This is a genomic window from Devosia sp. XK-2 (genome assembly GCF_037113415.1).
GTDB lineage: Bacteria > Pseudomonadota > Alphaproteobacteria > Rhizobiales > Devosiaceae > Devosia.
Genome location: NZ_CP146608.1, coordinates 2830689 through 2848445, shown reverse-complemented (window position 1 = coordinate 2848445; position 17757 = coordinate 2830689). Strand labels below are relative to the sequence as shown.

The following is a 17757-nucleotide window of genomic DNA, read 5'->3' as shown; positions in this document are numbered from 1 at the left end:
AAATCCTTAGGCCGAGAGCTTCTTGCGGCCAAGAGCGCGGCGGCGATTGAGAATCGCGCGGCCGTCCTTGGTGGCCATACGGGCACGGAAACCGTGACGACGGGCACGCACGAGCTTGGAGGGCTGGTATGTACGCTTCATAACATCAGACCGCGCTGTCGCACGGTTCCTCTTTCTTGGTGCTGCTTGAAAGCAGAATAATCCCTGGGGCGGACAGTGCGCCGCCTTCGCATTGGTGGGGTCTATAGGGAAAAGACGTGCCCAAGTCAACGCGCATCGGCATGGCGAAGGGGGGCTGTGGACCTGTTGTCAATCGGGGCATTCCCCCGCATAAGAGCAGCCATGGTTCTGGCCAGTGGCGGACATGGCTGAAATTTCTCGACCCGAACTCTGTATCGTGGGTGCTGGAGCGCTCGGTATCGCCCTGGCCCAGCATGCCCGACGACTTGGCGCGGAGGTAACCCTGGTCGACCGGGGACATGCCGAGCCTGGCGATGGGCCGGCGCGCGCGCTGCGGTTGGCCGCACTGAGCGCCAGCGCCTCGGCCGCGCAATCCATGCGGCGCGGCTCGGTATTGGGACTGACTGACACCATTCCCAAAATCGGCATGAAGGCAGTGCAGGAGCGGGCCGACCGGCTCGCCGCGGAACAGGCGCCATTGAGCAGCCCGGAGCGGTTGACGGCGCTGGGGATTACAATGCTGCGCGGCGAGACGCGCTTTATCGACGCCGCGACCCTGAGCGTGGGCGACATCCAGATAAGGCCGCAGGCCTTCATTCTTGCGCTTGGCGCGGAGACAATGGTGCCGCAGATAGCGGGCCTGGACGAGGCCGGCTTCTTCACACCGGACAGCATTGTCGAAAATGGCCGCAAATTGACGCATTTGCTGATCATTGGCGGCCATCCCGAGGGACTGGTCCTGGCGCAGGCCTTTGCGCGGCTGGGGTCCGAGGTGACCTTGGTTCCGCAGGGCGAGGTGCTGACCGGTTTCGATATAGAGGCCGCCAGCATTCTGATGCAGGCGCTGCGCGACGAGGGCGTGCGGGTGATCGAGGGTGGGGTGGTGGAGACCATTGTCCCGCGCTCGCAGGGGATAGGCGCCGTTGTGGGGCTGACCGAGGGTGGGCAGTCGATGCTGGACGTGTCCCATATTCTGGTGGCGGGTGGCGTTCAGCCCAATATTGGCGCGTTGGCGCTCGATGCGGCCCGGCTGCGACCACTGCGTGCCAAAGCGGGCCAGTTTGCCATTGGCGCCCTGGGCCAGACGAGCAATAGACGCATTCGCGTGGTGGGCACGGCAGCCGGTCGGGAACAGTGGCAGCATGCGCTCAGCCACGGCCGTGCGGTCGTCGAGGCCCTGATATTGGGAACGCCGGCCCATCGACCCGCGGCGCAGCCGCTTGTGGTGCAGACCGAGCCGGCGCTGGCCCAGATCGGCCTGTGGCCGGCCGATGGCGCGAAGCTGGCCGCGGGTCATGCCATTTTCCGAGCCGGGTTCGAGGGAAATGCCATGGCGCGGGCGCTGGGACAGCATAGAGGATTGGTCAAAATATTGACCGATCCCAAAGGGCATATTCTGGCGGCCAGCCTTGCGGGGCCGGATGCCGGCGAGCTGGCCGGTGTCCTGGCGCTGGCGATGGAACGCGGATTGCCGCTGGGGGATATGGCTGGGTTGAGCCTGCCGCATCCGAGCCTCATGACCGTTCTAGCGCAATTGGGCGAAAACCAGCGCGAGGCGCAGTCCGTATCTTCCTTTGCCAGATATGTCGGGGCTTTACGCCGCAACATGGGCCTGTGAAATGGATCAACTGGCACAAGAGACCTGACGGCGCCGGGCGGTCTGGCGTAGGATCGTGACGATGAATGACCAGTCCAGCGCCATGGCGGGCCGTTTTCCGGGCCTTTCGAGCAAGCTGATTGCCACGATTATCGGGGTGATTCTGCTTGTTGAAATCGTCATCTTCCTGCCCTCGATTGCCGGCTTCCGGGCCACCTGGCTGGAAGATCGGCTACAAGTGGGCGTGGTGGCGGCGCGCGTGCTCGATGCGGTGCCCGATGTGATGGCATTGCCGCGAGAATTGACCGACAGGCTACTCAATTCGGCCGGCGCTTACGCCATTGTCTATCGCCGCGAGGGGCAGAGCCAATTGATCGAGCTCACCAATCCGGTCATGCCCGACACGGTGGTGACAGCCGATCTGCGGCAGGGTGATTTGCCCAGCCAGGTGCTGGGCTCGCTCGATACGCTGTTCGCAGCCCCGGGACGCACGCTGCGCGTGGTGGGTGAGGGCGATCTCAATGAGAGCCTGGTCGAACTGCTCATGCCCGAAACGCCCCTGCGGCGCGACATGATCGACTATTCGCGTAGTTTCGCGCTGGTCTCGTTCGGCATTGCGGCCGTGACGGCCTTTGTTCTCTATGTGCTGGTGAGCCGGCTGTTCATTGACCCGGTCCTGCGGGTGACCGGGAATATGCTGGCCTTTCGCCAGGCGCCGGAAAATGCCGCGCTTATCCTGGTCCCCTCAAAGCGCGCCGATGAGATCGGCATTCTCGAGCGCGAACTGGCCGATATGGAGAGCGAAATCTTCTCCATGCTGCGGCAAAGGCGGCATCTGGCCGATCTAGGGCTGGCCGTGGCCAAGATCAATCATGACCTGCGCAATACACTGACCTCGGCGCAATTGCTGTCCGACCAGGTGGCGACGCTGGACGATCCAAAGGTGCAGCGGCTGGCGCCCCGGTTGGTGACGACATTGGACAAGGCGATCGGCTTTGCCCAATCGGTGCTCGATTATGGCCGTGAAACCTCGATCGTGCCGCAGTTCGCGCCGGTCAATCTGCGCAATCTGGTGGATGAAGCCGCTTTCGATGCCAGGGTGGCCGGTCACCCTTTCATTGCGTTCGACAATAGCGTCGATGCATCGCTGATGCTGGAGGTGGATGCGGGGCAGATGGGGCGGGTGCTGCTCAATCTGCTCAAAAATGCCCGCGAGGCCCTGGAAGCCGCTCCCAATGAGGGGCGTGACTATCGGATCGAAGTTTCGGCCAGCAGCGATGTGGAGCGCACGGTGATCTCCTTGCGCGACAACGGCCCGGGCCTGCCGCCGCGCGCGCGGGAACATCTGTTCGTGGCCTTTGAGGGATCGGCGCGCTCGGGCGGGACGGGGCTGGGCCTTGCCATTGCCCGGGAAATTACCGAGGCGCATGGCGGCGTTCTGGCGCTGGTCGATGTGGGGCAGGGCACCCGTTTCGACATTACCTTGCCTACCCGCCGCTACGAGGGATGAGTTCTTCCCACGAAAATCGTCGCAACCCCGCTTGCATTGCCCAAAGCACCCATGTATGGGTTGCCCCGCTTTCGATCGGAAGCGCCAGACGCACCGATCAGCAAAAGCCTGCCGCACAGTCGGCCTGCGCGCCCGTAGCTCAGCTGGATAGAGCACCAGACTACGAATCTGGGGGTCAGGAGTTCGAATCTCTTCGGGCGCGCCATTTCCTTTTTCTCACCGGAAATCTGAGCTAAGACCTTGAAAGGTAAGGTCAGATTTGGGGTTCTAAGTCCTTCATTTCTTCGATATTCAAGCTTGCTGCCGAACGCCAGTTTTAGCACTGTTCGGCGCATATCCAGATTGCCTGAATCCCAGAGTTTCTGCGGGTTTTCTAGGAAGGCAAGGGCGGTTCTAAGTGCTTGATCGTAGCTGAGCCTTGGTTTGCCGCTGTCCGCGATCTTTTCCCGGATAGCCAGCTTCTCCCGTTCGAAGGATTCGATGCGCTTCTCATAAGCCGCAATAACGCTTGGGAGGCTGGCGTCGAGGATGCGGTCGAGCAGCTTGGCGGCGTCTTGTTCGACCTTCGCCAGCTTGGCGTTGAGTGCTTTCACCTCATCCTGGGCCTGTGACAAGCGACGCTGCCAGAGGTCCTTGAACATGCGTGTGACTACGCGAACCAGAGGCTCGCTAGGCGTCAGGTTTTCCAGGATTTGTTCAAACTCGCCTTCCAGTACCTCGCGGCGAATGGACTTCCCATAGCTTGGGCAAGCACCGCGCTTGTTCGGGCAGAGGTAGTAGGGGTGTTTTGCTGTGCGCCCTTTGGACCAGCAGGCCGTTAGAGGTGTGCCGCAATCTGCACACATCACAAATCCCCTTAGAGGGAAGTCCTCATTCACGTTCCGCTTGCGTGGTGCGTAGATGCCGCCGTTCAGGCGATCTTGAATGCGCTGGTATGTTTGGAAGCTAATCAGTGGCTCGTGCTGGGCAGGGCGGAGGGAAATGCCCCACCGAGGCATCTCGATATATCCAGCATAGAGGCATTGTCTGAGCAGAACCGCCACCCTCTGGTTTCTGACAATGCCGCTGGAGTCTTTCGGGAATAGTGGATTGTTCTGGAGAAACCGCATGACGTCGGCCTGGGTCTCAAACCGGCCAAATGCATACCCTTCCAGTGCCTCCTGTACGACCGACGCGATTGGTTCGTTCCGCACGAGCACTTTGCCACGTCCGCGCACTTGCTGGTAGCGGAAGCCCACAGGAGCTTGCAGGGTCCAGTACCCTTGCTCGCTTCTCGACTTCATTCTGCTGAGCGTTTGCTCGGCGTTATGGCTTCGCTGGTATTCGGACACACTCGCCACGACGTGCTCTTTCAGTCGCGACGCCGAGTCATTCTTGAACTCCATATTTGGAGATTCAAGCTGCCCGCCAATCTCCTCAATCTCGTCTCTGACCATCAAGTGTCCGAAAAGGTCACGTGCAAGGCGATTGGGGTGGTCGACGATCAGGATCGCGCCACGATTTTTCTTGATGAACGCCATCGCGTTCCTGAAGCCGACCCGGTCGCGCTTCGCACCCGTCACCGTGTCAGTGAATACCTCGGCGACAGTAAGCCCTCTGCGATCCGCATAGGCACGGCAAGCCTGCTCCTGCGAGTGTAGGCCGTCGCCCCTAACTGAGGCCTGTTTAGGGTCAGAAACCCTCGCGTATATGACGGCTATTGGTTGGTCGTGCTTCATGGGCTCCTCCTCGGGCTTTCTGGGCTTGGTTGCTCTCCTTGGGTCGTCAGTCAGGATTCTACCTCATCATCTGAAGAAGAGGCGGCCTCCGTAAAATCTCCCAAAAGTTGCCCACAGAGATCGACATCTTTGAGATCGAAGCCCACCTGGACGAAATGGACGAGGATGTCGCGAAGAATGGTCAAGAGCTCGATTTTTGCGGCCTCGTCGACATCGATGCCCGCAAGATCGTCGAGGTAGTCCGACAGTTCAAATTCTGGGATGTCTCTGGCAGCGGTCGGGGACGACAATTCGCCTTTGTCCGAGCCGCGAGATGTAAAATGGTCATTCATCCTGCGCTCCTTTCAACTTCAGGCGATCATTCCTACGTGAGAACAAAATAGGAACAAATGCCTGTCAAAGTCAAGAAAAAAGTCTCGTAATTTCCGTAATTTAGGGGGGTAACAGTCACTCTATCGGGAGATGACTAATCCTCGTCACATGGCCTCCAAAAATTCAAGACATGCGGCAGGTCTATGTTCATGCGTATCTGCCGCTTGAAGGCTAAAAGCTCGCGATACATGTAATAATAGCTATGGGGAGGGCGCGCGCGTTGTCCGAGCGGGCGGCAACGGTTCCAAACCGCTATCGCGAATCGTCGAGGAGGAACTCGATGGCTTCCCTCAGGTTCGTGTCCAGGGCGCGTTTACGACAGAACGCAATCACCTCAGGGACATAGTAGTACGCGTTGCATCCAGCACGGTGACGGATTTCGTCTAGGATGCCGCTCTCAATCAGGATGCTCATTTGGCGCTCGTCGTACCCAAGCCATTTGGCTGCGACACTTGGGAGCAAAATTAGGGCAGGCGCTCTCGTCAAAGGCATTGTCTCTACCTCCTACAATCCGAGTCTGCGGAGAGCCGGCATGGTCCCTTCGCTATGCGAGATCACCATGTGCGTTGACAGGTACAATGTCAACTACAAAGAACTTCGATTGTAGTACTGTGGCGCTTAGGACAGGTTGGCTCCTGAAGGTTGCAAGCTTAATCAGCTATGGTCCACTCGGACCCTTTCTTCTGCGCGCAGCTGAAGCAAGCCTTTGCAGGCGCTTCGCCTCCTCTTCGGAAACAACGCCAATCTCTCTGTCGATGGCTTCAGATCTATCTGGAACGGAAATGTCGCCTGGCAACTTCCGGCCACGCTTAAGATAATTGTTCAGGGCATAGTAAGCAGACCGATCAATCCGCTTCAAATCAGGCCGAGTTAGCAATCCCTTCTGAATATAAGTCTGCCAATTGTCTCTCAAATACCGCTCAATGCCACCATCCATTCGGGGCGTGTAGTTGTATCTTGGTGGACTTTCTAGCAATTCCAATGGAGTCAATTCTTCGGGAAATTGTCGCGCACCCCGTGCGTTTGACTGCATGAATTCTACCACTAGAGCTTCTGCTTGCTCTGCGTACTTTTCCGAGCACCCAAAATGCTCAACAATTAATTCTTTGAAACTCTTTCCATTTTCCACCAGAAACAATAACATTTTTCTGTATTCAATTGGAATAGTTTTGTCAGAGCCGAGTCTCCATAGGAATTGAGGCAGATTAGATGTGTATTTTTCTGCAATTAATTCTTCGTCCTCGTTGAGCTCTGGTGCTTGAAAGTAGGCCTTTTGGTCAAACCCACTGCTCTGGACTGCACTTTCTCTAATTTGATGCAAAGCGATCCTAATTGACGATATAGCGTCAGATATCTCGTCTGCAGCTGACAGAACCTGTTCAAGCTGCTCTTCTGCCGCTTGCCTGAATTCGGGCTTCGAACTTTCAACGAGGGCGTTTGACAGCGTTCTCCAGTCGCCTAGGAGTTCGACCTGTCGCACCTCTTCAGCCAGTTGGCGCAACCGCCGTCTTACGCCTTCATCGGCCGGAACTCGCTCATCGTCAAAGCCGCGTATCAGGCTATTTGCCTTCGCCGTGCCGGTTCCAGTCCTTTTTATGTTTGTCGGTTTGTTGTCTGACTTACGCATTGTGTTGCATTGGCTGGAGGCTCGCCACCCATACTTGTATCATTGTGCGAAGCATGGGCACATGGCCTACCCAAGTCACCTAATTTTTGCGCCGGCGAGATTGTTCGAACGATGTCTGAGAGGAACAACGAGGCTCACGCCGCGGGCTTTCACGACAGTGAACGAGTCTATATCTCGGGTCGCCACGACCGCGAAAGCACTGCGCAGCACGAGTTAGTGCATGACCGGATATTCAAGGGTTTGCCTGATGGAATCCTAATGGCAGCCATCCGCGTTATCCAAAGTAGGACACAGAGCTCATCGATTCAGGAGGCCTTGGTGGCACTTGAGCGAGCTCTCTGGGCAGACTCTCTCCAAGCTCACGAGAGGGCTGCGACGTATTGTGGTGTGCAGAACATCCATCTCTCAAAGGATCGAGCCGCTGCACTCCGAGGCCTTAGTGCGCAGTACCGTGGGTACTTCGACTTCTTTTCGATCAGGATCGAGCGCTTAGTCGCCTCATCTTATTTGCGGTCTGCAATTGCGTGGGCAGTTACCCGTTGGGCCTTCAGCTCGCAAAGAGCAAATCTACCTACTGGCGAGTGGTTATCCGTCGATAGGTATGCCGAGGTCGCAGGGCCGACAGAGAGAATGAACCTCTGGGCGCGGCTCGACAGCTCCACTGTCGCGGGATGGGTATCCAAAGCCATCGGCCGCACCGCTGAACTTACTGGGACACCGGCTGCAGCCATTGATCAAGATATGTTCTGGCATGATTTGGAGCCCAGGCGCCAGCGGCAACTAGACCAAATGATCGGTGATACCCTATTCGCCGACCTGGTTGACATGATGGGAATGCCAACGTGCTTGTCTGACTTTTCGCAGACGAGTTTCGCCGCTGAAGCAAGTGCTATCGGGTTGCATTTTGACAAGAGGCCAATGGTCCCACTGCCGATGGATGCAGCGGACGTAACAGAGGTTTCACTTGAGCACGCCCTACAGAATGCCTCCCACGGTGACTCAATGGCCATCTATGGCAGTGACCTAGTCGATGGTGAATTCATATCACGTCAACGTCTGCTCGAACATTTGTCCCCCCTTGTGGGAGTTCAAACCCATGCATCAATTATCGTGCGTTCGCCTGACGACGTGTATCTGTTTTTGTGTCATGTGCAGGAAGGGGAGGTGTTCAGTACTAAAGAAAATTATAAGATGACGGATGGTGACATTAAAGAAGTTCTAGAAGCACTTATGGATTTTTACGCCACATCCGGCACCTACTATCCTGTCTGTATTTGCTTTGACCCGAAATTTTATGCCGAAAATAATTTTTCCGTTGTTTACGGACGAATTCCAGAGGGGGTAATAGTCGCGAGGCTGCCCTTAAAGTATGACGATGAGCCTCTGCCTTACTTTTGTGTGATCCCTTACTCCGTGGTCAGCGCGGAATTCTCCGCTTTCATCTCCACAGAAGCGGGACAATTGGCTTGTGGTGAGTTAGCCATATCTAATGCAGACGGTACTGGTCGGGTCGAATGTGCCTTTCACATCCTATTGCCATCGCGTTTCGATCTCTTTCCTTTAGTCGCCCTCCACCCCAAACTTACGCAGTCGTATTATGCGCAACTTTTGCACCTTCGCGAAAGGGAAGGAGCAATTGGCTTCCAACAGTTTGAAGCGTCATCAAATACTTACAATCAGATGATGGTGGCACTTTGGAGCGTCTTTGCCGCACCCACAACCACGAAGATGTATTGAGCTTTGGGCAACGCAAGTTGGTGAGAGCACTAAATGTACAGAGCCCCAGACATGCTATCTCCGCGTAAGGCGATATGTGCCGTTTCGGCTTAAGGCAAGATGTGCCAGTTTGGCTGAATGCAAGATGTGCCAGTTTGGCTGAATGCAAGATGTGCGGTGTAGTACCGCAATCTTGGCAAGGGGGCCGCTGCGCGCCCCCGTTGCATCCCCCAGGCCGTGGCACCTCAGAGGCGTTGAGCCTCTTCTGCGCCATCCGAACGACGCCGTTCGATCGCGCTTGGATGGAGAGCGTTCCGCCCTGTCCAAGACCTCACCCTGACCACCGTGTTTGCCGATGGAGTGCAACCAGGGACGAGCGTCGTCCTTGGAGCCTCGCCATGGTTTCGTCCATGGAAACGCCGAAAGGGCGTTCCTGCCCTCCCGACACCTGACCAACCTTGCGCAGATTGGATACGCGTGATTGCATGCGGTGCTATACTACTGTGCGCCCAGAAGGCACTGTGGGCAACCTGCGGTTTCAGCTTGCTCTTTTCGGATGCAGTATTCTACTTTTGTTCCATGCGTCCATCCAGCTCAAAAGCCGCGCCGATGGTGGCAGACTATCGGCATCTCGCCCTGACGTTAGTTCAGGGCCGCAGCGGGCCGCGCTAGATGGCAACGCACGCCCAAATCCTCTATCCGCCGCTGAAAGGCGAGAAGCCTTTCCAGGAACTGTGTCTCCGCCTTGTGCAGCACGAATGGGGCGATCCATACGCGCAACTACACGGAAGAAGCGGCCAGAAACAGTTTGGGGTTGATATCACTGGGGCCGACAAGCGCGGCAATTTCCCGATGGCGGGTTGTCAGGTCAAAGGAGCTGACAACCATGAGTATCGCAAGTTCTCGATCCCCGAGCTCGTGACTGAAGTCGAGCAGGCGAAGCAGTTCACCCCGAAACTGGATTTATTTGTCGTCGCATACATGGGGAAGCGAGACGCTAAACTCGCGGCCAAAGCCCATGAACTCGATCAGGCCAATCGCGCCGATGGCCTATTTAGGGTCGTCCTTTGGTCTTGGGACGAGATAGTTGAACGGGCCGAGCCATACCCAGAGGTGCTGAAACTACTCCAGATCGCAGAGGGCTATATCGCGCCGCTCGCCGCTCTGGACCCTAAACGTCCCGCCTCGGATTTGGTGAGCGAGGTGGTTTCATTCCGAACCACCACTGGCAAACCGGACCCGCACCTCTTGGGTGACACTTCGAAGGCTTCACCCCAATCACCGGCCGACGCCATCGCGGAAGCCAAGATCGACGTTTGGCGGGACCAGATTAGGGCTGGCAACGCGTCCGCTGTGGTTGAGCCCTTGCGCGCCTTCATTACATCGCTTGACACTGGTGCGATGCATCATGTCCGGTTCCGCGCCTGGGCCAATCTCGGGGCGGCGCTTGAGCAAGCAGGTGATCGCGCGGGATCAGAAGCTGCGTTCGAAGAAGCTGCCAATGCGGAGCCTGATACAGGGTCGAGCCATGCCTACCGATCCCGCGTCCTATTGGGGCGCGGCCAGACCGCCGAGGCCTATGCGGAAGCGGCCAATGCTCTTGAGTTGGACCCCACTCAGAGATTTGCAGCCGTGATGCTGGTCGAGGCAGCACCGAAGACTGTATCTACGAGGCAACTGGAGGATCGACTTGGAAGTCTAGCCACCCATGTCGAAGTGGGCACAGCGTTGGCGTCACGGTATTCCGATGCAGGTGAACACGGCGATGCACTCAGGGTAGCAAGGGCAACCGAGCCAGACGAATGGCCGATCTATCGAGGATCAACCATTGGCGCAGCCATCCTTCAAGGTCTCGAAAGTGACATTGAAGTTCGTATGGGAATCGTGGCGTCCGCGGAAGTCCGAAAGCTCTTAGAAGAAGCAAAGGACGTTCTCGAAGACGCGTGGACCCAAGCAAGTACCAGGGCAGATAAGGCGAGATGGTACCATGTGGCAGCCAATCTCATAGTTGCATACAGATTTGCTGGATATGACGCCAAGGCCGACGATCTAGCCATCGAACTCCACGCCTTGGTGCCGGACAAGCTCGAGCTGGTGGAACGAGCGGTTGTTGCGCTGGTCCACAAGCACCGGAGTGGTGAGGCCCTCGAACTTGCGTTGAAACATGCGGCAGACAATCTACCGCTATCCGCGCTTTTGGCGGCCGATATTGCCGCCCTAGTTGGCGACTGGACCAACTTGCAGGTTTGGGCGGAAAAGGCCTTGGATTCTGCGAATGTGGAGTTCGAGCGCAGTCGAGCCGCCGAACATATTGTTCTTGCGCTTTATCGCAAGTCGGGTGCGGAAGAGGCTCTCAATAAGGGCAAGCAGTTGCGAGAACTGTTTGCGGCCAACGTTGCTTTTGAAGCTCGCATGGCGGAGATAGCCCGGCGCAGCGGAAATCCACAGGAAGTCGAGGAAGTCGCCGCCAGGCTGGATAACTTTGATGAAGCTGCGCTGGACGCGCTTGAGCGGTTTGAATTGGCGAATGCTTACGCCGATGACGGGAAGTGGGAACGGGCCGCATCGCTCTTAGATGGTCTCTATCGGCTAGATGTTCCATCCGAACCTTTGAGCCAAAGGCTCTTTTATCTGTACCGCGCCGAACTTCGATCCGAGGCGCGGTTATTGTTTGAATCCCTTTCAGGCGACGCACTTCGCTCAAAAAGAATCCTGCGGATAGGTGCTGCCATCTATGAGCGCGCAGGATTACTGCCGCAATCACTTAGAGCTCTAGAATCTGCCTTAGAACTCGATAGCTCTGATCTAGAAACTAGGCTGGATTGGGTGCGCCTTTGCCTGCGCGCCGGTCTGGAGAAGCGCGCCTCAAAGTGGGCACGTAAGGCCGATAGGAACCTGACAGGTGATCCAGAAACGGTGCTTGAATTTGCTCAGGTTCTGGACCGCTACGGCCGCAGAGGCGATGCGCTGTCAGTCGCCTACAACATATTGCGCAACCACTGGGGACAATCGGAAGCCATCCACCTCAAATACATGTCACTGTTCCTGATGCGCTCGCGTGGCGAGGCGTTCCTAACGCCAAAGAATGTCGGAGTGGACACGGTGGTCTTTCTCCAGAACGAGCACGGAGAGCACAAGCACTATCGCCTCGAGGCCAATGTCCCAGCATCCAAGGATGTCCTCTCGCCTGATATGCCCTTTGCCAAAAGCCTATTGGGCAAAAAGGTCGGGGACAAAGTCGCCGCCGCGCAGGGGATTGGGCAACCGGGTTCCTGGACGATTTTGGAGATTAAGCACAAATACCTTGATTTGCTTCATCAGGCTCTTGAGGCACACGAAACAGCCTTTCCGGGCAGCAAAGCCTTTGGCCGTTTTAGGATTGATGCGAGCGTTGAGGGCGGGCTGGAGCCCGTGTTTGAGCAAGTGCGGGAACGCTCGCGCCACGTCGAAAACGTCATTGGCCTCTATCGTGACAACCCCGTTCCTGTTGACACAATCGCCAAACTGCTTGGTTCCGATGCTGTCGATGCGTCGAGAGGATTAAGATTTCTATCGGACATCACGCTCGATAGCTGTGTAGGGACAGATACGGAGCGTGCTCACGCCATTCAGCAGCTTACGGGAGCGAAAGCTCTTCTGGTTGAGCCGGTGACCCTCGCTCTCTGGCAGGATCTTGAGCTTCTTGACGTCGTCAAAAACATCACTGACGTCGAGATACAGATCGTGCAGGCCACTATTGACCTTTTTACCCAACGCCTGGAGCAGGCAAAGGAGAACGCAAAACAAAAGGGCGGCTCACTGGAAGCGCGCGGAGACAAGATTGCTTTCACCGAGCCCACAAAGGCGGATCGGGAAGCCAGCGTTGCTTACTGCGCTCAGATTTTGGATTGGTGCCGAGCCCACGCTAGGATCGTGCCAACCGAACCGCTCGAAACCCCGGACCAGATTGAGGATATATTGTCGCCTTCATCGATTGCCACGCTAGGCACCGCAATCGCATCAGATGTGCCGGCCATAATCGAAGACCGAAGGTTGCGGGCATTTGCGGCATCGATGGGGATAATTCGAACGGGGTGGACCCAATCCTTGCTGATGGTATGGGTCAGCGAACAAAAAATTTCGCGCAAGGACTACGTAGGGTTTGTCGCCAGACTCTCGGCAGCAAAAGTCGGGTTCGTCTCTGTGTCGCACAACGATTTGTTAGACAGCATTGCCGCTGGGGATAGCCCGGATTTTGATGCCCTGGTTGCAACTTTGAAGCCTGAGACGGTGGATCATGAATCGCTTATCGGGGTGGCTGCCTCGTTTGCCAAGGCACTATGGGTTGAGCCTAGCTACAAGGACGACCGCGACAAATTCATAAGCAGGCTGTTAGATATCCTTCTGACGAAAAAGCACGGGGTCGAGCTTTTGGCTGCTGTTTTCATCGCTGTGCGCGAGCAGTTGAGTCAGCTTTACTTTCCCATGCGCCTTATTGTGAAATGGTGGTTTGAGTATGAAGTCCGCTTTGCGGAAGGGCATTTCGTTCGCCACCTGATCTTCGGATCAAGGCCCCACAAATAATCTCACCTATTTGCCCTGCTAAGGCCCCATCAGATCTTCGTATCGGCAGTCTTCGAGGGTGAAAGCTTGCTCAGTGCAGTACCAAGCGGACATGCCGATCCTCCAGTAGGTCTAGTAGGTCCAGTAGGTAACGGTCTGCCGGATTATCAAACATGCCCCAGAATGAGGCCGATCTAGCCTACGATAGTATGAGTTCAATTGCGGCTTTGTGCCACGCATCATTGTGTAATATGCATTTTTTGGAGGATTAGATGCTGTTCTGTCTTAGCAGGCTCATCAGCTTGCAGCGTCTGCATTAAATCTATATTTTATAAAAAGTTCGGAAACTGGAGTTTGAAATGCCAAAGCACAAGGTGTTTGTAAGTTATGACCATTCTGAAGACAGGCATTACAAGTTGCTTCTTCAAGCTTGGCATGCCAATCCTGATTTTGACTTTGAATTTGATAGTCGGGGCCCGGATGTTGCGATCAACAGCACGAACGCAGGTGTAGTAAAAGCTGCACTTGCCAAGATGATGATGACCGCAACTCACATTCTCGTACTTGTTGGCGAAAAGAGCCACACCAGTTCATGGATGACGTGGGAAATTGCCCGCGCAAAAGAAGCCGATACGCGGCTTAAATTTGCTGCCGTCAAGCTTTCAAAATTGAATACCACCCCGCCCGGATTGCTAAACATCGGTACGTCATGGGCAACAAGTTTCGAACGCGACCGGATTGTTGAAGCTCTGAATAACGCAAAAGTCGGCTACTAATGTCTGGACACGCAGAGGCGGTCGTCGCCCTTGCTGGGCGTCGTATTGATGCAAAGGATGATGCGGAGCCACACTTCCCCTTAGAACTAGTCGGGCAGGTTGAGCGTGAAATAGCACGTGCCTTCAGTCAACTCGCCCCAAACTATCTAGTTTGCTCTGCTGCGTGCGGAGTGGATCTGATTGCGTTAAAGGTAGCACGTCAATCAGGGATACTATTCCACATCGTGCTGCCTTTCGACCGCGCCAAGTTTAAGAAAACGTCGGTTGAGGATCGTCCCGGAAACTGGAGCGGACTGTATGAGGATTTGATCTCAGAAGCGTCTAAAAGCGGTCGATTGATTGAGCTGGTGGGTGTCGGTGAGGGTGACGCGGCCTATAGCGCGGCTACAGCGCAAATAATAGAGACGGCCAGATTGCTAGCCGGCGGGTCGTCCAACGTTACGGCCGTTGCGGTGACCGATACAAACCCGCGCACTGGTCACGACGCAACAGCTGAATTGCTTGCACTCGCGGCACGCGCTGGCTTTGCTGAACGTACTATAGAAATTCCACAAGGTCCGTGATGTGGGGTTGGCTCAAGAACTTTAAACCGAAACCTAAAAGGTCGCTGTCCCCCGTGACGCAGTTCCGCGCAACTGCAGAGCGGGCGGCACTTATTTTCATACCGGGATTCACCGGCTCAGTTGCGGCTTCTTGGCAACCCTTTATCACACAGACATTATCTGTGCCGCAGTTAGCGTCCTGGAATATATTGGGATTAGACTATGCCTCCAAGCGCCGCGTAGACATCTCTGGTTGGGAAAAGGACCCAAGTATCGCGCTTCTGTCCCAATACTTGCGCACCGAGCTCACGGTCAGTCCACTGGCCGAGTTTGAGAGCATCGCGTTCGTCGCCCACAGCATGGGCGGACTTGTCGTCCAGCGCGCACTGGTCGACGATCCCAAATTGGCAGCCAAAGTCTCCCATGTGTTTCTCTATGGCGTACCAAGCAGGGGCCTCGAGCCCGCCGCCATGGCGCCATGGCTCAAACAACAGATCGGTGACATGGTGTTCGATGGTGAGTTTGTTCGCAAACTACGCCGGGATTGGAGACGCACATTTGGCACGAGACAGTCTTTTGAGCTTTTGGCGATTGCAGGGGATGTTGACGACTTTGTTGGCGCAAACTCCTCGCTCGAACCGTTCCCCGAATCGAGCCAAAGGGTCGTGGTAGGAAATCACTCCACGCTAATCCGCCCTGAAAACAGCGATCATCCGAGTGTTCAGATCTTAGCTAGCACCCTGCAGGGACAGGATGTACCCACGTTCATCGATAGTGCTCGGCTCGCCGTGGCGCGTCGCAACTATAAGGCCGCGATTGAACGGCTCATGCCGAATTATGCGAGCCTTGATGACGCGGCATTTGCAACGCTAGCGATGGCGCTTGATGGTGATGGGCGAGGTGACGAAGCGCTTCGGATTATGGATGACGTCTATCGAGGCGGCATACTTACCACGGCTGAAGCCGCAGGGAATTTGGCAGGCCGCATAAAGCGGCGTTGGCTCCTTGAGCGGCAGCAAGCCGACCTAGTTCGCGCTAGAGAGCTATATGAGTTCGGGTTAAAAACCGCAGAGAGCGAAAACGATCACGCGCAAGGCTTCTATCACGCCATTAATTTAGCATTCCTCATGCTCATGGCGTCGGATGCTACCGCTGATATTAGTGCCGTAACGCGCCGGATGTGCCAAAAGGCCCTGGATCATTGCGCACAAGCACAGCGCAACCATTGGTGTATTGCCACCGAAGGTGAGGTGGCTTTGATGCAAGGTGATTTTGGAACCGCGGAATCTAAGTACCGTGAAGCAGTCGCTATAACCGGGGACGTAAGAGACCTGCGATCTATGGGTGATCAAGCCTGCATGATTGCCTTTAGACTAGGTCAGAACCGATTTGAACAAGTGCAAGGTTGGTTCACAACGGAAGCCCAGGAAACCAGAGCATGATACGCCATAGTTATGATGAATGTTCCTGGATATAATCTAGTTTTCGAATAAAAGCTGCCTGCAGATCCTTTGACTGATATAATTCGGCTTCGTAAACCACCAAATAATCATCGATCAAATCTGCCAGCAAGTCTCGATTGACGATTTTATTGATCGGATCTATCGCAATTTTGTTGGCGTTGTATGCCCAAACCTTCCAGCCGTTCTTCGTCTGTGCTTCGTGCACAAGACCACAGCGCACATTCGCGTAAAAAGACTCCGCGTGGGCTTTGGTGAGGCCTAGGCTTTCAAATGGTGCGCATTTCCTCAAGAAGTCGACGAATAACTTCCTGCTGTCACCGTATTTAAAGTCAACGCCGAAGCTCGCCCCATGGCTATAATTGAAACCTAGCCTCAGCGAAGCTAGAAATTCCAGCAGCGCACATTGTATAGTAAGGATCGCAAAACCTTCTCCAGAATAGGAGCCATCGGCTCGGATACTTCTAATCGGTTTCAAGTAACGGTCCGCAAGTCGTGTTTCCAGGAAGAGTTGATAGGCCGCACGCCAACTGTCAACCGATGCGTCAGTTGCCCGTAGTGCAGCCTTCGCGTTTGGCCAACCGGCGGACATCGTGGGCCTCTTTTTTGATTTCATGCTAAGATGTTAACCCGTCTAAGCTCCTGCGTCGAACAGTATTCAAAAAAAATGAAGAATCGTGGTATCTTAGGTCAAATTGTATAATCAATGCGGGGGCGAATTTTTTGCATGTCTATTTCAACGGATCGGAGCACGCTGTCTCGCTTGAACCAGGAAATTGCCGCTCTTCGATCTAAGGAGGCTGGCGAAGTCAAGAAGGCGGCAGACGCCCAAAAAAAGATAAACTCCGCCCTTGACTCCGCGAGGCGCACAACTTCGCCCAGTTTAGCCAAAAATTACCTAAGCACAGCGGAACGCGAGACCAGAAATCTGCAGAAAGCGCAAGAAAATCAGAGCCGTTACTCATCACAGGCCGCTGCCAAATCAAAGACGGTAGCTGATCTGCAAGGTAAGATATCGAAAGAAGAAGAGCGGGAGCGAAAAAAAGCCGAGATTGCTGAAGAAAAGCGCCGCCGTGACGAGCAGTCAAATCGTGCCGCTGAAGCTCGGCGGAGGCGCGTAGCAGACGAAGAGACTGCTCGCGCGGCACAAGCTATGCAGCAACGTATCACAGAGCTTGAAGAGCAGGTTGCCGCGCAGCTAGAGGCCAAAGCAGCAGCAACGTCCCCCTTTCGTCTTGTACCTCCCGAGGGGGAAGTCGAAGCCTTTGATGTCTTCATATCGCACGCATCGGAGGATAAGCAGGATTTCGTCGACGACTTGGCCAAGAAGGCGCGTGAGGCAGGGCTACGAGTGTGGTACGACCGCTTCGCTCTCACATGGGGCGACAGTATCAGACAGAAAATCGATGCTGGTCTAGCTGGCTCGTACTTTGGCATTGTGGTCCTTTCACCATCGTTTTTTGCGAAGAACTGGACCCAGTACGAGCTGGATGGTCTATTGGAGAAGGCCCTTAGCGGCACCGGCAGGCTTCTTCCGATATGGCACAAACTATCGAAGGACGAGGTCGCCAAGCACGCGCCATCCATGGTCGGAAGGCTGGCACTCAATACTAGCTTCTTGTCTGCTGAAGAGATTGTGGCGGAACTCAAGATCTTGCGCGACCGATACCGCGAGAACGAAAGCAGCGTGCCAGAAGGAACTACTGGAGGATAAGAA

Annotated in this window: 13 protein-coding genes, 1 tRNA gene and 1 pseudogene; 9 read left to right on the top strand and 6 right to left on the bottom strand. The window is 55.5% G+C overall.

Annotated elements, in window-relative coordinates; all coding sequences use genetic code 11:
* Window positions 1-6: 6 nt before the first annotated feature.
* Window positions 7-141, bottom strand: coding sequence for a 50S ribosomal protein L34 (gene rpmH, locus V8Z65_RS13960; protein WP_046105410.1), 135 nt, complete (start codon window positions 139-141; stop codon window positions 7-9).
* A gap of 223 nt (window positions 142-364) precedes the next feature.
* Here rpmH and V8Z65_RS13955 point away from each other — a divergent pair, with 223 nt between their 5' ends.
* The 3 genes from V8Z65_RS13955 (at window position 365) to V8Z65_RS13945 (ending at window position 3492) form a co-directional block, all read left to right on the top strand.
* Window positions 365-1798, top strand: coding sequence for an FAD-dependent oxidoreductase (locus V8Z65_RS13955; RefSeq protein WP_338720760.1), 1434 nt, complete (start codon window positions 365-367; stop codon window positions 1796-1798).
* A 61-nt stretch (window positions 1799-1859) separates the two neighbouring features.
* Window positions 1860-3287, top strand: coding sequence for a HAMP domain-containing sensor histidine kinase (locus V8Z65_RS13950; RefSeq protein WP_338720759.1), 1428 nt, complete (start codon window positions 1860-1862; stop codon window positions 3285-3287).
* Between the two features lie 128 nt (window positions 3288-3415).
* Window positions 3416-3492: transfer RNA gene (locus V8Z65_RS13945), tRNA-Arg, on the top strand.
* Window positions 3493-3994: 502 nt separating this feature from the next.
* On the opposite strand, the pseudogene V8Z65_RS13940 reads toward V8Z65_RS13945, so the two are convergent.
* The 4 genes and pseudogenes from V8Z65_RS13940 to V8Z65_RS13925 form a co-directional block, all read right to left on the bottom strand.
* Window positions 3995-5005, bottom strand: a pseudogene (locus tag V8Z65_RS13940) (recombinase family protein); the annotation flags it as partial.
* 50 nt (window positions 5006-5055) lie between these two features.
* Complete coding sequence (locus tag V8Z65_RS13935; RefSeq protein ID WP_338720758.1) at window positions 5056-5337, bottom strand: hypothetical protein; 282 nt, start codon at window positions 5335-5337, stop codon at window positions 5056-5058.
* Between the two features lie 292 nt (window positions 5338-5629).
* Window positions 5630-5791, bottom strand: a complete 162-nt coding sequence (locus V8Z65_RS13930) for a hypothetical protein (RefSeq protein WP_338720757.1) — start codon at window positions 5789-5791, stop codon at window positions 5630-5632.
* A 244-nt stretch (window positions 5792-6035) separates the two neighbouring features.
* Complete coding sequence (locus V8Z65_RS13925) at window positions 6036-7004, bottom strand: hypothetical protein (RefSeq protein ID WP_338720756.1); 969 nt, start codon at window positions 7002-7004, stop codon at window positions 6036-6038.
* 630 nt (window positions 7005-7634) lie between these two features.
* Here V8Z65_RS13925 and V8Z65_RS13920 point away from each other — a divergent pair.
* The 5 genes from V8Z65_RS13920 (at window position 7635) to V8Z65_RS13900 (ending at window position 16022) form a co-directional block, all read left to right on the top strand.
* Entirely contained in the window at window positions 7635-8741 is a 1107-nt protein-coding gene (locus tag V8Z65_RS13920; RefSeq protein ID WP_338720755.1) for a hypothetical protein, read from the top strand.
* 651 nt (window positions 8742-9392) lie between these two features.
* A complete protein-coding gene (locus V8Z65_RS13915) occupies window positions 9393-13283 on the top strand; it encodes a hypothetical protein (protein ID WP_338720754.1) in 3891 nt (1296 codons plus the stop codon).
* A gap of 338 nt (window positions 13284-13621) precedes the next feature.
* Window positions 13622-14038: a TIR domain-containing protein gene (locus V8Z65_RS13910; RefSeq protein ID WP_338720753.1), complete on the top strand. Its 417-nt coding sequence runs from the start codon at window positions 13622-13624 to the stop codon at window positions 14036-14038.
* Window positions 14038-14601 carry a hypothetical protein gene (locus tag V8Z65_RS13905; RefSeq protein WP_338720752.1) on the top strand — a complete coding sequence of 188 codons (564 nt, stop codon included), beginning with the start codon at window positions 14038-14040 and terminating at the stop codon, window positions 14599-14601. Before V8Z65_RS13910 ends, V8Z65_RS13905 begins: the two co-directional genes overlap by 1 nt.
* A 53-nt stretch (window positions 14602-14654) precedes the next feature.
* Window positions 14655-16022 carry a tetratricopeptide repeat-containing protein gene (locus V8Z65_RS13900; protein WP_338720751.1) on the top strand — a complete coding sequence of 456 codons (1368 nt, stop codon included), beginning with the start codon at window positions 14655-14657 and terminating at the stop codon, window positions 16020-16022.
* A 10-nt stretch (window positions 16023-16032) separates the two neighbouring features.
* Here V8Z65_RS13900 and V8Z65_RS13895 read toward each other — a convergent pair whose 3' ends face one another.
* Window positions 16033-16632 carry a hypothetical protein gene (locus V8Z65_RS13895; protein WP_338720750.1) on the bottom strand — a complete coding sequence of 200 codons (600 nt, stop codon included), beginning with the start codon at window positions 16630-16632 and terminating at the stop codon, window positions 16033-16035.
* Between the two features lie 171 nt (window positions 16633-16803).
* Between V8Z65_RS13895 and V8Z65_RS13890 the strand changes: the two genes are divergently transcribed.
* Entirely contained in the window at window positions 16804-17754 is a 951-nt protein-coding gene (locus V8Z65_RS13890) for a toll/interleukin-1 receptor domain-containing protein (RefSeq protein ID WP_338720749.1), read from the top strand.
* Window positions 17755-17757 lie beyond the last annotated feature (3 nt).

Coding starts and splice junctions, on each gene's coding strand:
- V8Z65_RS13895 (WP_338720750.1), bottom strand. CDS start 16,632: ATGTCCGCCGGTTGGCCAAACGCGAAGGCTGCACTACGGGCAACTGAC.
- V8Z65_RS13905 (WP_338720752.1), top strand. CDS start 14,038: ATGTCTGGACACGCAGAGGCGGTCGTCGCCCTTGCTGGGCGTCGTATT.
- V8Z65_RS13925 (WP_338720756.1), bottom strand. CDS start 7,004: ATGCGTAAGTCAGACAACAAACCGACAAACATAAAAAGGACTGGAACC.
- V8Z65_RS13910 (WP_338720753.1), top strand. CDS start 13,622: ATGCCAAAGCACAAGGTGTTTGTAAGTTATGACCATTCTGAAGACAGG.
- V8Z65_RS13930 (WP_338720757.1), bottom strand. CDS start 5,791: ATGAGCATCCTGATTGAGAGCGGCATCCTAGACGAAATCCGTCACCGT.
- V8Z65_RS13920 (WP_338720755.1), top strand. CDS start 7,635: ATGAACCTCTGGGCGCGGCTCGACAGCTCCACTGTCGCGGGATGGGTA.
- rpmH (WP_046105410.1), bottom strand. CDS start 141: ATGAAGCGTACATACCAGCCCTCCAAGCTCGTGCGTGCCCGTCGTCAC.
- V8Z65_RS13915 (WP_338720754.1), top strand. CDS start 9,393: ATGGCAACGCACGCCCAAATCCTCTATCCGCCGCTGAAAGGCGAGAAG.
- V8Z65_RS13950 (WP_338720759.1), top strand. CDS start 1,860: ATGAATGACCAGTCCAGCGCCATGGCGGGCCGTTTTCCGGGCCTTTCG.
- V8Z65_RS13955 (WP_338720760.1), top strand. CDS start 365: ATGGCTGAAATTTCTCGACCCGAACTCTGTATCGTGGGTGCTGGAGCG.
- V8Z65_RS13935 (WP_338720758.1), bottom strand. CDS start 5,337: ATGAATGACCATTTTACATCTCGCGGCTCGGACAAAGGCGAATTGTCG.